The organism is Commensalibacter sp. ESL0382 (genome assembly GCF_009725775.1).
GTDB classification, from domain to species: Bacteria; Pseudomonadota; Alphaproteobacteria; order Acetobacterales; family Acetobacteraceae; genus Commensalibacter; species Commensalibacter melissae.
Window position 1 is genome coordinate 34,738 of sequence record NZ_WNII01000012.1, and the last position, 18,765, is coordinate 53,502.

General features: G+C 39.3%; 16 protein-coding genes. 6 read left to right on the top strand and 10 right to left on the bottom strand.

Annotation, left to right across the window (positions count from 1 at the left end; genetic code table 11):
* The first annotated feature begins 54 nt into the window (after nucleotides 1-54).
* Nucleotides 55-801, top strand: coding sequence for a methylenetetrahydrofolate reductase (locus GM552_RS07895; RefSeq protein WP_155566000.1), 747 nt, complete (start codon nucleotides 55-57; stop codon nucleotides 799-801).
* On the opposite strand, the gene GM552_RS07900 is transcribed toward GM552_RS07895, so the two are convergent.
* Nucleotides 798-2,174, bottom strand: a complete 1,377-nt coding sequence (locus GM552_RS07900; protein WP_155566001.1) for a dipeptidase — start codon at nucleotides 2,172-2,174, stop codon at nucleotides 798-800. The genes GM552_RS07895 and GM552_RS07900 overlap by 4 nt on opposite strands.
* A gap of 63 nt (nucleotides 2,175-2,237) precedes the next feature.
* Between GM552_RS07900 and GM552_RS07905 the strand changes: the two genes are divergently transcribed.
* Nucleotides 2,238-3,443 carry an MFS transporter gene (locus GM552_RS07905; RefSeq protein ID WP_155566002.1) on the top strand — a complete coding sequence of 402 codons (1,206 nt, stop codon included), beginning with the start codon at nucleotides 2,238-2,240 and terminating at the stop codon, nucleotides 3,441-3,443.
* Between the two features lie 24 nt (nucleotides 3,444-3,467).
* Nucleotides 3,468-4,028 carry a TIGR00730 family Rossman fold protein gene (locus GM552_RS07910; protein ID WP_155566003.1) on the top strand — a complete coding sequence of 187 codons (561 nt, stop codon included), beginning with the start codon at nucleotides 3,468-3,470 and terminating at the stop codon, nucleotides 4,026-4,028.
* A gap of 64 nt (nucleotides 4,029-4,092) precedes the next feature.
* On the opposite strand, the gene GM552_RS07915 is transcribed toward GM552_RS07910, so the two are convergent.
* From GM552_RS07915 to hpnA, 7 genes are all read right to left on the bottom strand, one after another.
* Nucleotides 4,093-4,746, bottom strand: coding sequence for a hypothetical protein (locus GM552_RS07915; protein WP_155566004.1), 654 nt, complete (start codon nucleotides 4,744-4,746; stop codon nucleotides 4,093-4,095).
* Entirely contained in the window at nucleotides 4,746-6,710 is a 1,965-nt protein-coding gene (gene shc / locus GM552_RS07920; RefSeq protein ID WP_155566005.1) for a squalene--hopene cyclase, read from the bottom strand. Before shc ends, GM552_RS07915 begins: the two co-directional genes overlap by 1 nt.
* A 90-nt stretch (nucleotides 6,711-6,800) precedes the next feature.
* Complete coding sequence (gene hpnE / locus GM552_RS07925) at nucleotides 6,801-8,090, bottom strand: hydroxysqualene dehydroxylase HpnE (protein WP_155566006.1); 1,290 nt, start codon at nucleotides 8,088-8,090, stop codon at nucleotides 6,801-6,803.
* Nucleotides 8,091-8,101: 11 nt separating this feature from the next.
* Nucleotides 8,102-8,977, bottom strand: a complete 876-nt coding sequence (hpnD, locus tag GM552_RS07930; protein WP_155566007.1) for a presqualene diphosphate synthase HpnD — start codon at nucleotides 8,975-8,977, stop codon at nucleotides 8,102-8,104.
* A gap of 128 nt (nucleotides 8,978-9,105) precedes the next feature.
* Nucleotides 9,106-9,993 (bottom strand): squalene/phytoene synthase family protein, encoded by an 888-nt coding sequence (locus GM552_RS07935; RefSeq protein ID WP_155566008.1) that lies wholly within the window; start codon nucleotides 9,991-9,993, stop codon nucleotides 9,106-9,108.
* A 3-nt stretch (nucleotides 9,994-9,996) separates the two neighbouring features.
* A complete protein-coding gene (locus GM552_RS07940) occupies nucleotides 9,997-11,253 on the bottom strand; it encodes a glycosyltransferase (protein WP_155566009.1) in 1,257 nt (418 codons plus the stop codon).
* A gap of 49 nt (nucleotides 11,254-11,302) precedes the next feature.
* The gene (hpnA, locus tag GM552_RS07945; RefSeq protein WP_155566010.1) at nucleotides 11,303-12,295 is read right to left on the bottom strand and encodes a hopanoid-associated sugar epimerase; all 993 of its coding nucleotides are present in this window, start codon (nucleotides 12,293-12,295) and stop codon (nucleotides 11,303-11,305) included.
* A 156-nt stretch (nucleotides 12,296-12,451) separates the two neighbouring features.
* On the opposite strand from hpnA, the gene GM552_RS07950 reads away from it, so the two are divergent.
* The 3 genes from GM552_RS07950 (at nucleotide 12,452) to GM552_RS07960 (ending at nucleotide 16,152) form a co-directional block, all read left to right on the top strand.
* Nucleotides 12,452-13,504, top strand: coding sequence for a lysylphosphatidylglycerol synthase domain-containing protein (locus GM552_RS07950; protein WP_155566011.1), 1,053 nt, complete (start codon nucleotides 12,452-12,454; stop codon nucleotides 13,502-13,504).
* A 39-nt stretch (nucleotides 13,505-13,543) separates the two neighbouring features.
* Nucleotides 13,544-14,446 carry a prephenate dehydrogenase/arogenate dehydrogenase family protein gene (locus tag GM552_RS07955; RefSeq protein ID WP_155566012.1) on the top strand — a complete coding sequence of 301 codons (903 nt, stop codon included), beginning with the start codon at nucleotides 13,544-13,546 and terminating at the stop codon, nucleotides 14,444-14,446.
* Between the two features lie 86 nt (nucleotides 14,447-14,532).
* Nucleotides 14,533-16,152: an ATP-binding protein gene (locus GM552_RS07960; protein WP_155566013.1), complete on the top strand. Its 1,620-nt coding sequence runs from the start codon at nucleotides 14,533-14,535 to the stop codon at nucleotides 16,150-16,152.
* A 31-nt stretch (nucleotides 16,153-16,183) separates the two neighbouring features.
* On the opposite strand, the gene pyk is transcribed toward GM552_RS07960, so the two are convergent.
* Nucleotides 16,184-17,629 (bottom strand): pyruvate kinase, encoded by a 1,446-nt coding sequence (pyk, locus tag GM552_RS07965; protein WP_155566014.1) that lies wholly within the window; start codon nucleotides 17,627-17,629, stop codon nucleotides 16,184-16,186.
* Between the two features lie 88 nt (nucleotides 17,630-17,717).
* On the bottom strand, nucleotides 17,718-18,398 hold the full coding sequence (locus GM552_RS07970) for an SH3 domain-containing protein (RefSeq protein WP_162988616.1): 681 nt from the start codon (nucleotides 18,396-18,398) through the stop codon (nucleotides 17,718-17,720).
* Between the last annotated feature and the right edge of the window lie 367 nt (nucleotides 18,399-18,765).

An 18,765-nucleotide genomic window follows, 5' to 3' on the forward strand; every position in this document is an offset into this window, starting at 1 on the left:
AAAAATTGAATCTATTATTTCAAATCCACTCATTTTCATTACAAGGAATTCGTTATGACACGAATCTCGGTAGAGTTAATTCCTAGAGATAGAAATCATATCATTAATGATATGAAACAAGTCAAGGAATGTTTTCCAATTGCCGACAGCATCAATATTCCAGATCTCATGCGTTTTTCTTTAAGAAGCTGGAACGCTTTTCAGATTACCTCTTCATATTATACACGTTCCATTCCTCATATAAGAGCAATTGATATTAATCCCGATCTTCCATTGCCCGGCCATGATATCAATAATTTACAAGAAATTCTGGTTATTCAGGGAGACCCTCCCTCCGATTTCAACAAACATACATATCCCAATTCAACTGAAAGCATTTTAAGACGATATCGAAGGGAACTCCCAAATCTGAAATTGTATGCTGCCTTTGACCCATACCGTCGTTCTCCCAAGGAAGAACTTGAACATGTCCTGTCAAAAAAAGAAGCGGGAGCCAGTGGTTTTTTTACACAACCCATTTTTGATGAGAAAATGCTTGAACTCTGTATGGATTGGTTACACAACAAAACCGTTTTCTGGGGTTTGTCACCTGTCATTGGACCAAAATCGAAATCATATTGGGAAATTACCAACAAAGTTGTCTTTCCACATAATTTTGAAACAAGTTTACAGGCCAACATTGATTTTGCAAAAAAAGCCTTACAAATGATCAAAAAAACAAACCAAAATGTTTATTTAATGCCTTTACGCGTCAAATTAACCACCTATCTATCACCATTACAGGAAATTTTTCAAAACTAGTCTCCCAACGCATATAAAATTCGAATCCAAGATCGTATCCCCTTATGAAATGAACGAAGATTATATTTTTCATTCGGGGAATGAATGCAATCATCAGCATTTGCAAACCCGATTAAAAAAGATTCTATTCCGAATTCACGCTGTAAATCATTAACCACAGGTATGGCGCCTCCACTGCCAATAATGGCTGTTTTATGAAGCCATTCATCTTCGAGCGCTTGACTAATTTTACTTAAATTCTTTCCTTCAAGGGAAACCATACTTGCATTTGAAACACCATGGGAAACAAATTCAACTTTACAATCTTCGGGTATTCTCGATTTTACAAACTGCCGAAAATTTTTCCGAATTTGAATTGGATCCTGTTCCCCAACCAAGCGAAAAGAAATTTTGGCTGAAGCCTGAGCTGGAATAACCGTTTTAAAGCCAGGTCCTTCATATCCCCCCGTAATTCCATTGATTTCACACGAAGGACGACACCATGTCTGTTCAACGGCATTGAATCCAATCTCACCCGCCGGATATTGCAAACCGATTGGATGAAGCAGTTCACTATCGGTTTTACCAATTTCCTGCCATTTTTGACGAATCGTTTCAGCAATTTCAGGCACCCCTTCATAAAAATTTGGAATGGTGACCCTTCCTGTATTATCACGTAATGCTGCAATAATTTCAGCCAAAACCTGAATGGGGTTTTGAGCGGCATTTCCGTATAATCCCGAATGCAAATCCCGATTAGCCGCGTAAACGGTAACCTCTTCCCCAACCAAGCCACGAACCATGGCAGTGATTGCTGGCACATCCGGAGTAGCCATATCCGTATCACAAATAAAAGCAATATCAGGATGTAAGATTTCTTTCTGTTGCGCTAAAAAGATAGGTAAATGTTCTCCTCCACTTTCCTCTTCACCCTCCAAGATAAAAGTGATATTCAATGGAAATTGCTTGTCTTTCATATAAATCGCTCGACAGGCTTCCAGGAAAGTAAGAATTTGACCTTTGTCATCTGATGATCCACGCCCATGAATAACCTCTTTTCCTGTTGCGTCGGTTCGGATACAAGGTTCAAAAGGTGGTATTTCCCATAATTCCAGTGGATCGACAGGTTGTACATCATAATGTCCATAAAATAAAACATGCGGGTCTCCCTTTATTTCAGGAGAATTTGCCATGACGATTGGATGTCCCCCAGTTTCACAAATCTGCACATCCAAATCCATATTACGCAAGTAATCATGCAACCACTGTGCTGCCTTTCGACAGTCTTGGTTATAGCTTGGAATAGCTGAAATACTTGGAATGCGTAAAAATTCGAATAAACGATCAAGAGATTCTGTTATCCTATGATCAACATTGCAAAGAATTGATTGCAAAATAAACTCCTATTATTATAAAATTTTATTTTAAAGAGATACTTTTTTATTTAATAACCAATAATGATTTTATCCTATCTGAAACCAAAACCCATTACATTAAAGATTCTTGCCGCGGCCATTTTTAATCTTGTATGTTTCATAAATATCGGTATGCCTTTGGCTACAATACCTGTATTTGTTCACAGACAACTCGGATATAATAGTATAATTGCCGGAATTGCTGTTTCCGCAGCCTATCTTGCCACCTTTATAAGTCGCCCGGGAGCGGGTCAATGGCTGGATATCAAAGGGGCCAAAAGTGCAGTCATTATAGGTTTGGGAATTAGTGCATGCGGGGGACTTTTGACAATTTTGGCTTTATTGTTTACCCATCAACCTCTTATGGCATTAATAATCATCCTTCTAGGCCGCTTTTGCATGGGTATTTCAGAAAGCTTGGCATCAACAGGTGTTAATGTCTGGAATATCGGCAGGGTAGGAATTGAAAACGCAACCCATGTCATATCATGGAATGGCGTAACCACTTATGGCGGCATGGCCATTGGTGCCCCCTTAGGGGTTTATCTTGCTTCACAGCCCATCGGTTTTATTGGTGGGTTATCTGGATTTTCTATTCTTACTGTCATTCTGGCTTCAGCATCAATGCTTCTAGCATCAACCTATCCAGCCATCATTCCCGTTTCAACCGCTAGACGTTTACCTTTTACCAAGGTTTTCAAACGAATTTCAGCTTACGGCTGCTGTCTTGGTTTATCAACTATCGGATTTGGCAGTATTCAAACTTTCATTGCCTTATATTTTATTAGCAACCACTGGACAGGATCTGCCATTGCCTTGACAATTTTTGGCGTTTCCTTTGTCATGATCCGATTTATTTTCAAAAATTCACTTTTAAAATATGGTGGTTATATTGTCTCTATCATCTCCCTAATTACAGAAACCATTGGTCTTCTTCTGCTTGCCACACAAACCTCAATAATTGGTGCATATATCGGAGCAGCCTTGACAGGATGTGGTTTTTCACTCATCTATCCAGCCTTGGGTGTTATTGCCATATCAAAAGTCAGTAGTGAAAATAAAGGGGCGGCCCTTGCCTCATTTTCTTTATTTCTGGATATGGCCCTTTTTATTTCCGGTCCCCTACTGGGTCTAATCCAAAGTCATCTTGGATATGATTATCTTTATTTGTCAGCCAGTTTTTTTGCTTTTTGTAGTGTTCTGTTAACCTATGGGCTATATTATCAGAATAAAACAGCCTCTATTTAACAATGATATATTAAAGAAAATTTCATGACTCATTACAATTACTCAATTACCGTTTTCTGCGGTTCAAAATGCGGAAACAAATCCATCTACATTCAGGCGGCAAAAGAATTGGCAAGCCATTTTGTTCACAATCAATTACGACTTGTCTTTGGAGGAGGCAGTGTGGGTTTGATGGGAATAATATCAAATACCATGATTGACCTTGGTGGATCCGTCAAAGGTATTATCCCGCAATTCCTTATCAAAAAAGAGGGACAACATTCTCGTGTAAATGATTTAACCATTACCGAAGATATGCATTCCAGAAAAAAGATTCTTTATGACGAAGGAGATGCCTATCTGATTATGCCTGGAAGTATCGGGACTTTTGACGAATTCTTTGAAATACTTACTTGGCGCTATCTAAAACTCCACAATAAACCGATCATCATTGTAAATGTCGATAATTGGGCTAGGGGCATTCATGATCAATTAAACAATACCATCGAACAGGGATTTGCTGATAAGTCCCTGTTAAAACTCTTTGAAGTTGTTCCTGATGTACCTTCAGCAATAGAATCTTTGAAAAAACAGATGAAATTCTAGAAAATAAATATTCCTGTTACCATAAAATTCTGTAACAGGGATTTCACATATTATACAATATTTTCTAATGAAAATTGGCAAGATACCGTTTTAAATGCCAGTATGCTCGAGCCATATCCATACCCACGCCAAACAAATCCTTAATCTGAAATGGACAGGTTAACAGACTTCCGGCAATCCTGGAAAAATTCAATTTGCCATCCTGTGTCAAGACTGAAGAAACAAGAAGTGGAAGATTCCGACTTGCCGTATCGCATACAACACGTAAAACAGCAAACGGAATATGTTTCTCCTGAGCAAACTGCGCAACCAGACCACTTTCCATATCAACTGCCAAACAGGCCGAATCTTTAAAAAGCCTTTCTTTTTTTTGGGCAGAGGTCACAATTTCATTGCTATGCAATAAACTTCCGAGCTTGACTTCTGATTTTTCCGCCCCCAACCAGGTCCTTAATTCAGCATCCGCATGATATTCCCTATTCTCGGCAACTACACTATGCGGCAATAATATTGTACCTGCCTTAATAACGGGATCCAAACCGGCAGCAAATCCAAAAGATACGATTGAATCAATTTTTTCCACCGACAATCGCTCAAGGGCTTTTTTTGCACCCAGATAGTTCGCCCCGCTCGTTTCAACAGCAGCGGGAGCTAAAGTTGAGGCTAATCTCGCCTCAAAATCCATTCCAACCAAAATGCCAAGGCGGTTGTATATCATTAAAACCCAACCTCGACTTTTCCACTGTTACTCGCTTGAAGATTGCGAAAACGTGATAAGGCCAATAAAGGAAAAAACTGTTTATATCCATGATAACGAAGATAAAACACTTTTGGAAATCCCACGGCATTATAAGGGTTTTCTTCCCAGTGACCATTTTCTTTCTGGGCGCTCATCAGCCAGGCCATCCCTTTTTGCACCGCTGGGTGTTTGACTTGTCCCGCTGCCATTAATCCGAGTAATGCCCAGGCAGTCTGAGAAGGCATGCCTTGATTATAAACGCCTTTTGGCGCATCCTCATAGGAGGCTTCATCTTCACCCCATCCTCCCTCTGGTCTCTGTACATAAAGTAACCATTTAACCGCACGTTTTACCATTGGATCTTCATGAGAAACTCCAGCTGCATTTAAGGCGCATAAAACCGACCATGTTCCATAAATATAATTCGTTCCCCAACGCCCGAACCAGCAACCTGCATCTTCCTGTTCAGAACGTAAATATTGAATTGCCTTATCGATTACCGCTTTATCTTCAGGATAATTAAGCTGTGCCAGAAAAGAAACACAACGCGCCGTTACATCAGCCGTAGGAGGATCCAGCAAAGCGCCATGATCAGCAAAAGGGATATGATTCAGGATCATTTTATTATTGTCGATATCAAAGGCCCCCCAACCACCATTCGAGCTTTGCATGCCAATTATCCACTGACGGGCACGTTCAATTGATTCGGCATGTTCCGGATTACAATCACGATGTAGCAACATACCGACAACAGCCGTATCATCAACATCTGGATAATAATCATTTCTATATTGAAATGCCCATCCTCCAGGAGCTGTTTCGGGAGAGTTAATAATCCAGTCTCCCTTTACATCCAAAATCTGGCGATCTTTCAGCCATTTCAAACTTTTCGCCAATTTTTGTGAGGTTACCTCTCGATCCACTGCTCGATTATGACTTATGGTTTCAATTACGGCATGGCCAGTCAAGGCAGTATCCCAAATAGGTGAAACACAAGGTTGACAATAGGCTTCTGTATCCGTCTCAATCAATAATTTTTTCACAGAACGCCAGGCAATCGCAGCGCGTGGATCATCATCGGCAATTCCCAACGCATGATATGCCATCACAGAATTTGCCATGGCTGGATAAATTGCTCCCAGCCCGTCTTCCCCATTCAATCGTGCATCAACGAATTCCAATGCTTTCTGAATGGATTTTTTCCGTAAAACAGATGGAATATATTTTTCAGCAGGTCTTACAACTTTATCCAGTCCTTTAAAGACATGTCCCCAATAAGACCGGAACGGACCCTTAATCCAGTTGCTGACCTGATCAGGCGGAGTTACAAACAATTCCTGAATATGAATACTACGAGGGTTAATCGCCTTGGGTTTCAAAGCGGCCAGAATCAATAAAGGAACAACAACTGTTCTGGACCAATATGACATATTCCAAATGGAAAACAATGCTTTCTTGGGCATCAGCATCAATTCAATCGGCATTGCAGGAGTGGCATGCCATGGAACCTCACCAAACAACGCCATTTGAATACGTGTGAAAACATTGGTTCTTTCCGCACCGCCATGCGCAAGAATGGCCTCTCTGGCACGTTTCATATGGGGTGCATCAATATCATCCCCAATAGCCTTTAAAGCAAAATAAGCCTTTACGGAAGCCGAAAGATCAAATTTTCCTTGATAATAAAGAGGCCATCCACCATGATCCCCTTGGATACGGCGCAAGTAAACGCCAATTTTATTTTCCAAATCCCGGTCTATACGATTCAGAAAATGTTCCAACAATACATATTCAGCAGGGATAGTTGCATCCGCCTCCAGTTCAAATACCCAATGTCCATCTTCATTCTGATGTTCAGTTAATACATGCTGTGCTCGAGAAATTGCTGCGTCCAAATCGTCATTATCTATTCCCTTTCCCAAATCACCAGTATGATCTAGCATAATTGAATATTTCCTTATTTTATTATAAATAAACCATTACTATTTGAATTTTGATAAAAAATCTAACCTTAATTATCCCGAGTTTATAAGCTATAAAATAGCCTGAGCCGCCTTATATCCCGAACGGATAGCCCCCTCAATTGTTGAGGGAAGACCTGTAGCGGTCCAGTCTCCTGCCAAAAACAGGTTTGGACATATCGTATAACAGGAAGGACGACGTTTATTTTGTTCTATCGTTGCGGCAAAACTGGCCCTTTTTTCCCACAACAGACGATAGGACGGCACGTCTTCAGGCAAAGGGGAAAAAAAGAAAGGTTCAAGGGTTGTCCTGATTTCCTGCCAAATTAATTTTGATAAATTTTCAGGATCGGACCCCGTAAAACGATTGGCGGCACTTACAGTTACCGAAATCACCCCGTCTTTAACAAAAATCCATTCACTAATTCCACCAATAACACCGATGAACCTTGCCTTTTCGACACTCCCCTTCATTTGCAAGGCAAAATCAACTTTATAATGAAGATTCAATATACTTTCAAATTCATCTGGCAAGGGAATGTCAGGTAAAATCGGAGATAAAACCTGTCTTGCCGTATAAGGATTAACCGCAAGAATAACCTGGTCCTCTGAATTAAGTTCTATTTTTTCATTATTCACGATAAAATAATCAATATATCCGTCTTTCCGATGCAGTTCAGAAAGACGGGATGTCGCATGAACTTTGCCCCCTTGCAATTTTATCAGAGATAAAGCCGGTTTTACAAAGGTTTCTGACAATCCCTCCCTTGGAAAATAGGGAACACAGGCCTTTCCTCCCTTTAGCAAAGACTGACGCACAACAGAACCCAGCAAAATTGCGCTACCAACCTCACAAGAAGTATTCAAAACAGAAATGGCAAACGGTTTCAGAAGACGACGGGAAAATTCACCATTTACCAAACAATCGGCAACAGTTTGACTATGATTTGCCTTAATTAAATGCCACAAAGCCATCAATTCGGGAAATTTAAAACCTGGAACCCGACGGTTTTTACTAAATAGCCACCAAGGGAATCTTCCATTTGATAAACTAACATCCCAATGTTTGTTTTCATCAAGATCAAAAAAGGGAAATAGGGGAATTCCTGAACTGGTCAGACTGTTCATGGAATCTATTTTGTTCAAATAATCAAAAACGGCATCATTTCCAGAAAGAATTAAATGATTACCGTTATCGATCAAACGATCCAATTTTGAATCATAAAAAGAACGGGCCCGCCCACCAAATGTTGGACTTCCTTCATAAAGCGCGATTTGCGCATCTGTCCTTGAAGATAAAAAGACAGCGGCAGACAAGCCAGCCAGCCCCCCACCAATAATATGAATATGTTTCTTTGCCATATTATTGAACGCTATACCATCAATCCAGCCATACCAACAATAACTTTTTCCCCTGTCGATAAGGATGCTCTTTTAAAAGGTTTTTTCCACCCCAATTTTTTTTGTTTACCCAATAAAAAGCGATAAGTAGCTGCCATAATTTTTGCAGGCCGAATGGCATCAACTTTACATTGCCTCATATAGTTCGCGGCAGAACGAAAATGATCCAGGGCACGATATGACATAATATTGCAAACTTCTTGAATTGAGGGATTCTCCATACATCGTTCAGGAATCAGGGAAATATGAAAACGTTCCAACAATTCTTTCGGTAAATACAAGCGCCCTCGTTCGATATCTTCCTCTAGATCGCGCAAAATATTTGTTATCTGTAGTGCCCGGCCCAAATGATAAGCGACTTTTTCAGCCGCTTCTGATGAATCCCCAAAAATCCGGATTGCCAAACGACCCACTGCCGAAGCGACCCGATCACAATACAAATCTAGTTTGACTTCATCAGGAGCAATAACAGGATTTAATACATCCATTTCCATACCATCAATAATGGCAAGAAAATCTTCTTTCCTCAATCCAAACTGTTGAATTGAGCCCAGCAATACATTCTCAACGGAACCATCAGCCTTTCCATTATACAGAAGCTCAATTTTATCGCGCCATTTCTGCAATTGTTTCTGTTTAACCTCAGGTTCACCCATATCGTCCGCAATATCGTCAACAATGCGACAAAAACTGTACAAGGCGAACATACCGTAACGACGCTCAGGGGATAACATTTTCATGCCTGCGGCAAAAGATGTCTTGGCATGACGAACGATTGCCTCGACAAAGATCAAATCAAGCTCGCTACATCCCATTATCTGTGCAGTTTCAGCTAGCGGCTTTTGCATAATTTGATCGGACCTTTCCATAGTTAAAAATAAATTAAGTCAGTTTTAAGCAAGAAAACAAAAATTAGCAAATTAAATAATAGGATAATCTATTACCCTATATCAATAATTTATCTTTTTCAGGACTATTATCTTAAAATATGTGGACAAGCATATAGAACAGCCTTGATCGCATCCTTATAATTCAGTTTCACTCTTGTTGCCAATGGATCCTCTTTTCTCAAATGCTCAGTCAAGGAACATGCAAGCGTAAGAATTACAGAACTCTCCATTCTTAACCGTCGATTGGACGTCAATCGTATTAATTGTTCGGCTTCCCTGTTTAAATCATCAATATAGTCAAGAATATAATCAAATACATTCCTTAATCCGCTTATTGTTCCCTCGTCTTTAACCGCCTGCACGTCAACATTTTCTGCACGCAGCATATCCAACGGGATATAACAGCGATCAAGACGAATGAGGTCAGCCCTACAATCCTGCAAATGATTAAGAATTTGTAAAGAGGTGCATAACGCATCTGCAGCTGGCCTTGTATCAGCATTTTCCTTATGAAGATCAAGTAGATAATGACCAACAGGATTGGCAGAGTATCGACAATATTCGAGAAGCTCGGAAAAAGTTTCATACCTATTTTTTACTGCATCCTGACGAAATGCAATCAATAAATCCGTTGCAGTGTCAAAAGATACACCCGTTTCCAACAAACTGTTACGTAAATATCTTGCAGACTGGACATCAGCCCGATCGGGTGCCGGCACATCATCACATAAAACAGCCTGCATTCCATTCAATCGTTTAACTTTTTCTTCCGAACTTAACATTTCGGAATCAGCGATATCATCAATAACCCTTGCGAAATTATAATATGCCTGTACATGAGGTCTCAATTTACGGCTAATCAATAAAGATCCTACTGGAAAATTCTCATCTTTTGCCCCCTTGCCAGAAGAAACATCTTCATTCCCCCAAATTGAAAAATCATACAGATCACAATGATTATTCACTGAACGCATAAATTAATCCTTCTGTTTTGCATTTTTGTGCCCATTCCGTACTGAAACCAGATCTCCTAAACCCATACCGGTTTCCTGTTCATGAGCTGTACCGGAATTGTCTGTATAAGCCCTGCCTTTCCAGACCATTCCCTTCCCCCGGTAATAATTAATTGCTGAACCAATTGTCGCAAACAAATAGAACAAAGCAATAAATGGTAAAACCAAAATCCATAAATAGGAAATTTGAAAACGAGATAAGGTCGGAACAAATGACAAAATTGACATCATATAGGTGATAAATGCCAGTTGCTGCACACGTCCCTGGGAAAAAACAACCTGTAAAAAAGGCGTGAACCAAATCAGCGTCATCAAGATAATGGTTACCATTAACCAAACCAATGAATAATTCAACTGAACATAAGCAGAACGTGTAATCATGTTCCAAATGGATTCAACAGATTCATAAGGCCTTAATGAAACAGCTTGAGAACTATGTCCCAGATAAATTTTTCCGCAATTTCTTTTAACCAAAGACGCCAAGGTTACATCATCAATCAATGCATCTTTCAGCGCTGCAATACCACCAATCCGATCCAAGGCCTCTTTTCGAATTAAAACTGTTCCGCCCGCCCCTGCCGCAACAGTGCTCGAAGCTTTATTCACCCTTGAAAAAGGATAAAGCATACAAAAGAAAAAAATAAAGGCAGGAATCAAGGCTTTTTCAAAAAAACTTTCACAACGAAGCTTTACCATTTCGGATACTAAATTCAAATTATCCCGTAAAGCCTTATTTACCAAAGAGGAAAGATGAGTCGGTTCATGAAAAATATCGGCATCAGTAAAAAAGAAAAAAGAATTTTTCATTGACCTCTGTTGAGTAACCTTTGTTATTCCTTGTGACAAGGCCCACAATTTACCACTCCATCCATCGGGACGAAAAGATGCATCAACAATTTGTAGTTTTTCACGTTGATCTTCCGACAAGGTCTCCCTCAGTTTCCTGACCAGTGTTCCGGTTCCATCAGTACTTCCATCATTAACCAATGTAACATCATACCGTCCAGCATAATCCTGATTTAACAAGGATAAAATGACGTTCTCGATTGTTTTCGCCTCATTACGCGCCGGGACAATAACATGCAATTCTGGCCAACAATCCTGCTTCTTTTGCTCTTCCCGAGATAGAGGATATAAAATCGGTCCCCTACTCCAAAAACGACCATGAAAAAAAATCAATCCTATCCAGATTGCAAAAGAAATACCTGCCAATACTAACATAATATTGCACCATTTATATTCATCTTAAATTTCAAGTCTTTAAATTATTTTATTGTTTAAGATATCCTTGCTTCCAAAACCATAACAGGGAATCTTTCAAGGCCTCTTTTGCAGGCCTGAATGTATAACCAAGTTCCCTTTCTGCCTTGGCAGGAGAGAAAAACATTTTTTTATAAGACATCATCAGCATTTCACGCGTAACCCGTGGCTCTATATTAAGTGTACGAGCCAACCACTCCGAAATAACAGCTACCGGCCACAAAACCTTCTGATTAAGTCTTATTAAGGGAGGTTTTACACCAGCAATTTCAGCGACAATTGAAAAGAGTTCCCGTAATAACATATTTTCACCACCTAAAATATATTTTTCACCAATACGTCCCTTTTCCAAAGCCAACCGATGCCCATTGGCAACATCATCAACATGCACAATATTCAAGCCTGTATCAACATAAGCGGGCATTTTTCCAGAGGCACAGTCCAAAATCATTTTTCCCGTAGGAGTGGGTTTTATATCGCCAGGACCAATGGGGGTAGAGGGATTAACAATCACCGCCGGCAATTTTTTGTTTTTTACAAGCTCCAACACAGCCTGTTCAGCCTGATATTTGGACTGTTTATAAGCACCAATTATATGATGAACAGGTGTTGTTTCATCAGCAACACTGCCGTCCCCAACCAATCCAAGGGCTGCCACAGAAGAACAATAAACAATTTTTTCAATGCCAGCTTCCATTGCGGCCAGCATCAGCTGACGTGTGCCTTCGACATTAATATACATCATTCTGTTAGGATCCGGTACCCATAACCGATAATCAGCTGCCACATGAAAAAGATATCGACACCCTTGCAACGCATCGGCAAAACTTGTGGGATTAGCCAGATCCCCCTCGACCAATTCAGCCTCCAATCCATGCACATTTTGACGATTACTATTCGCCCGAACCAATAATTTAAGTTGATGTCCATGGGCAATTAAATTGCGGGCTACGGCAGAACCTACAAAGCCTGTTGCTCCTGTCACAAACGTTGGCGCGACCATCTCGACCTCATTCATCATGTTTATATTTTTTAAGTTTTGCAAATCAATAACTAAGATACGTAGGAACGTGTATTGTAATTAGCTCTATTTCTAACTAGTATGCAAATAATTTAATAATATAAAATAACTTTCTAATAAAATAACATACGGTTTGTTTTGAAAAAAATCTCAATTATTTTGTTCTTTCTCGGACTTACCCTTCTCATTGGCGGAGCTGTCTGGGTTGGTATGGACAGTATTGTTCAATCTTTTTCCTCGGTGGGAATAAAAGGATTACTCATTCTTTCTTCATGGCAGGTTATTGTCATTCTTTTACTAAGTTATGCTTGGCATGTCATCTGTCCTGATATAGGCATACTGCGCTTGATATGGGCCCGTTTCTTACGGGAATCTGCGGCAACCTGTCTACCTTTTTCACAAGTTGGCGGAATTCTTTTAAGTATCCGCGCCGTATGTTTTAAAGGTTACCGTTATATTAAAAACCCTAAAGATCTTTCAATTGCCCATGCCGTCAGCTCGAATATCGTTGATATTACCACCGAGACACTTGGACAAATTGTTTTTATCATTGTTGGCATATGCTTCCTGATAATTGGACAATATCATGAGACCTTACAAAATATTACCGTTCCCGGCACCAAACTCAATCTTAAATGGTTTATCATCATTGGAATTTTTTTTCTGTTGATAGGCAGCATTTCCCTTATTTGGTCCCAACGACAAGGAAGCGCCTTAATTAAAAAACTTGTCAATTTTCTCAGCAAAAATATTGCCCAACAATGGGAGGATCAAGTTAATGCCAATGCAGATTCCTTTCAAAATTCAATCAATCAAATCTGGTCGAATCCAAAAAATGTTCTGTTAAGCTGTATTATCCATTTAATAGGCTGGTTGGCTGGTGCAGTTGGAACATGGCTTTGTTATAAATTCCTGGGAGCTTCAATCAACATTCAGGAGGCCGTTATTATCGAGGCTTTTGTATGTGTTGCCCTTTCCATCGGGTTTCTTGTTCCCGCTAGTGTTGGTATACAAGAAGGCGCATACGTTCTTTTAGGCAGTATATTTGGCATTGATCCCCATTTATCCTTCAGCCTCTCTCTCTTGCGCAGGGCCAGAGATATTTTAATTGGGGTGCCAACCCTTCTATTATGGCAAATTACTGAAATTCATTATTTGAATAAATATTCAAAAAATAAAAAAAATTGTTGATCCCTCTTCTGAATAATTTCAAGTAAACAAATTAACATTATGACCAATAAAATTACATCAATTCCAATTTTTAAAAATATCACCGTCATTGGCCCGGGATTAATCGGTTCTTCAATTCTTCGACGCATTCAAAAAGATCCCACTATTTCAGAATATACGGTTGCTGTTGATAATCACCCTGAAGTTTGTCATCGCGTTAAGAAATTAAAAATCGCCAACAAAGTCAGTTCAGACCCTGTTGAGTCAGTTAAAAATGCAGATTGCGTCATCCTCGCAATACCTGTTGGTGCCATGCAAGAAGTTGCCAAACAAATTATTCCACATATGAAAAAAGGGGCCATTCTTACCGATACAGGATCCACCAAGGCTTCTGTCATCGCCGCCATTACTCCCTATCTAACTTCTGATATTTCCTTTGTTCCAGCACATCCCATGGCCGGAACAGAATTTTCCGGTCCTGATGCCGGTTTTGAATCTCTGTTTGAAAATCGTTGGTGCCTGATAACGCCCACCACCTCAACCGGAAAAGAAAGCGTTTATAAGATCGAGCGATTCTGGCAGGCCATGGGGGCGAATACGCGCATTCTTGATATAAGACATCATGATAAAATCTGCGCAATTGTAAGTCATTTGCCACATCTACTTGCCTTTACTATCTGCAATACAGCAGATAGTCTGGCCGATGAAACACGTTCCGAGGTATTGGATTATGCGGCATCCGGATTTAGGGATTTTACACGGATTGCAGCATCTGATCCAATTATGTGGAAGGATATTTTTCTCAATAACCGTGAAGCCATTCTGGAAATGCTGGCTCGCTTTACCGAAGATGCCCAGGCAATGGCAAAAGCGATTCGCTGGCAAGATGAGGACTATATTGTAAAAACAATTAAAAAAGGACGGGAAATTCGTAAATCCCTTATCAATAATAAGCAAGCATAATCATTTTATTGGTCTTATTCATTAAGATATCTTATTTTAATTTATCGGCTTTTTCCTCAGCACCCTAAAATTAAGATAATCATAAAATGAACGTATTGCCATCAAAACTCCCATCGATTCAAAAACTGATGAATACATTTGAATGGAAACACACAACGCTGGGAGAACAAAAAAATTGGCCGTCCACATTACATACAACGATTTCCCTGTTAATGAATTCTTCACTTCCCATGATTCTTTTTTGGGGAGAAAAGTATATCACGTTTTATAATGAAGCCTACATTCCCTTTATTGATTTTAAACATCCTGCCCTTTTGGGGCGTCCTCTACTGGAGGTTTGGCCAGAACAGAACAAGAATTTCAATAAAATTATCAAACTTGTTTATCAAGGAGAATCCTTCAGTTACACATTTCAACAGCAGCACGCCAAAAATTCATCCTCTCATCCCTTACAAAAAATTACCATTACCTTTAATCCTGTTCATAATGAACATAATAAAATAAGCGGTATCCTTGGAATCATTACAAATATAACCGATCACAAAAAACCAGAAACAGAATCAATCGAGCATTTAATCGGTGGCATAGCTCATGATTTCAACACTCTGCTTGGTGGAATAATTGGAAATCTGGAATTAATGGAATTGAGAATTCAACAAAAAAAACTGGAAAAATTACCCACTTATATCAATGCTGCCCAACAAGCGGCATCCCAAGCCTCAGTCATTACAAATCAGCTTCTTTCCTTCTCAAGAAGGCAAACTCTCATTCCGCACGTTACGAACCCCAATCACATCATTCAAATTCTGACTGATGTTTTTCAAAACATACTTCATAAGAATTCAGATAAAACCATTTTTCTTGATTTTTCTTTGAGTCAAGATATTTGGCCTGTTTTTTGCGATCCAGAACAATTTAAAACCGCACTGATCAATATTTTTACAAATGCTTGTGAAGCGATACAATCCCTGACAGGAAGAATAAATATATCCAGTAAAAATTTATCTATTGACCATACTCTTGCCAATCAGCTTTCCATTAAACCTGATGACTACGTAAAAATAAGTATAAAGGATAATGGTAAAGGCATCAAGCCTGAATATATTGACCGTGTTACAGATCCATTTTTTACAACCAAACCCTTGGGAAAAAGAGCCGGACTCGGCCTTTCAATGGCTTATGGTTTTACCAGACAGTCACGCGGATATTTAAAGCTGCATTCCAGGTATATGGAAGGCACTATTATTGATTTATATCTTCCACGATATCGACGCCCTTTGGTTGTGGAAAATTTTTTCACAAATGATACCCGGCAATTATGCTATAAAACATTAATTATTTCACAAGATTACCATCTTCGTACACTTTTAGGCGAGGCATTTGAAGATCTTGGTTATACAGCGACCATGGTTAAAACTTATCCAGAGGCGACAACATTACTAAACAATAGCTCAAATTTCGATTTTATCACTATTGATACCAGGATATTACAGCAATTCAACAATCAAAATATAATTTCAACACTTCACAACAATTATCCAGATCTACTAATTCTTTTCATTACCGGTTATGAAAAGAACTTTGTAAATTTATCCGATTTTACAGACGAGAAAAATTTTATTATTCGACAACCGATAACATATTCTCTTCTTGCCGATCAAATTGAAACAATAAAAAAAATACGGGAAAAGAAATTCCCGTATTAAAAAATGGAATTATTTTATTTTTATTAAAATACTAGTTGATTTCCGTAACACGAATCAAATTCGTGCTGCCTGTCTGACCAAAAGGAACACCGGCAACAACAACAATTTGGTCACCCCTTTTGACAATATTGTGTTCTTGCGTCGTTTTACGGGCTTCATCAACAATATGTTCAACAGTACAGGAAGGTATGCAAGCCTCATTTGTTGTACATGGATGAATACCCCAAACCAATGCCAACCTACGAGCCACTTCAACACTTGGCGTTAGACTGAAAATCATACTGTTTGGACGTTCTCTCGACATGCGCAAGGCTGTTGTTCCCTTATGCGTATAGGCAACAACAGCGGGTGCAGACAAAGTCGCACAAATTTTCTGGGCAGCGGCAACAATAGCATCAGCAATATTACGTTGAGGTTGTTCACGCGTGGCTTCCATTAATTTTGTCCACTCTTTATCTTTTTCAACCCGTGTAATAATACGGTTCATAATGGAAACTGCTTCTTTCGGATATTGACCTGCCGCACTTTCAGCAGACAACATGACCGCATCAGCGCCCTCCAATACAGCAGTTGCAACATCAGAAGCTTCAGCACGGGTAGGTGTTGGTGATGAAATCATGCTTTCCAACATCTGAGTGGCCACAATCACTGGTTTACCAAGACTGCGCGCCTTGCGAATAATCTGAATTTGAACCAGGGGCACCTCTTCAGGAGGCATTTCAACACCAAGATCACCACGGGCAACCATTACACCATCCGTAACTTCAAGAATTGAATCAAGATTTTCAATTGCTTGTGGTTTTTCCATTTTGGTAATAATCCAGGCTCTACCATTGGAAATAGCCTTGGCTTCCTGAACATCCTCTGGACGCTGAACAAAGGAAAGCCCGATAAAATCAACACCCAGATCCAATGCAAAACGTAAATCTTTATGATCTTTTTCTGTCAATGCTGGAATGGGCAAAACCATATCAGGAACATTCACACCTTTATGATCAGATAAAACACCGCCGACAGTAACTTCGGTTTCCAAATAATCCGCACCAACATTCCGAACCGTCAAACGTAACTTACCGTCATCAAGCAATAATCTTGCCCCTGGCTTTGCACTTTGGATAATCTCTTTGTGAGGTAAACAGACACGATTTTCATCACCTAATGCCGGATCTAAATCTAAACGAAAAATTGCTCCATTTTTTAGAGTAACCTTACCATTTGCAAAATTACCTACGCGCAGTTTAGGTCCCTGAATATCGGCCAAAATACCAATAACCTTACCTGTTTCCTCTTCGATTTCACGGATAATACGATATCGTTCTGCATGATCCTCATGTGTACCATGGGAAAAATTCAAACGAAAAACATCAACCCCGGCCAAAAACAAAGCCTTGATCATTTCTTTTGTTGAGGAAGCAGGTCCCAAAGTTGATACAATTTTTGCCCGACGATCTCTTAAGATCAATGATTTATCTTTCATAATATTAGTTCCTTACATTTTTAATTGTGAATTCAAACGTATCAAATTTGAATTCTTTATTCCTATATATCATTATTCAATAAGAAAATTAATGAGGCTGGATAATTTCCTGGGGAAGCAAGCCCCAGATATTTGATCTTGGTATCCATCCTATATAGGTATTGATTTTAACTTTACACCAACTGGCGTTGGGTTGGCATTCTTTTATACTTCCAACAACTCCGGGTTTCAAAATCGCAACTGGATCAGCCGACTCTTGTGGAACAGTCCTTACAATGACACCCTGACCCGATAATTGGGAATTTTGTGTTTTGGATACATATTCTGAAATATAGCTGTCTGTGCTTTTTACTTCTGATTTCTCTTTTGTTTCGTCTTGTAATTTATCTTTATCATCCATGACACTGAGCGGCATTCCAGTTGTAATGAAAAAACGCTCTCTGGATAAAATAGCCTGCTGGATCCATCCTTTTTGTCCATCCACGTCCTCAATAAGACGCCAAACATCAAATTCCCTAAGAATTTTTACTGGCATATGACGTCTGTGATAAATCATGATAATAGGATAACGGGTTCCAGGACCTGCTCGCATGTTCACCACATCCGCACGTAAAGAAAGAAAATGAGGGATAGGCAAACCTGTTACAGAACCCTTTTCTGGTTCCTGAGATGGAATGCTGCTTGCAGCGGGGATTGCGGCCGCTGAAGCGGTTGCGACTCCCACTGCTGTTCCAGCTGCAGCTGTGCCCCCCCCCTCATTATTATTCACAGATTGAGTCTGAGAGTTTTCCTGTATATGAACCTTTTTTTTCTTGTGAGAAACTGGGTGGCTTTTTTTCCTGATACTTTTTTTATGAACAAACTGTTTATGCTGATTTTTTTCCTGAGTAAAAGCGGTCGAGGAAAAACATAAAATATTTAAACAAAATATTGATATAAAAAATGAAATGTATAAAAAACAATTTAAGCTTTTTTTAATAAGATGATCTAAAAAACCGCATTGCATTTTATCTTGTCTTTCAAATATAAATCAAGGGATCAAATCGTTACTATAATATAAAATAATAATTATGTTATAATAAATTCAATGCTTTCTTTCAAAAAGGCAAGAGACATATTACCATAAATCTTATTCA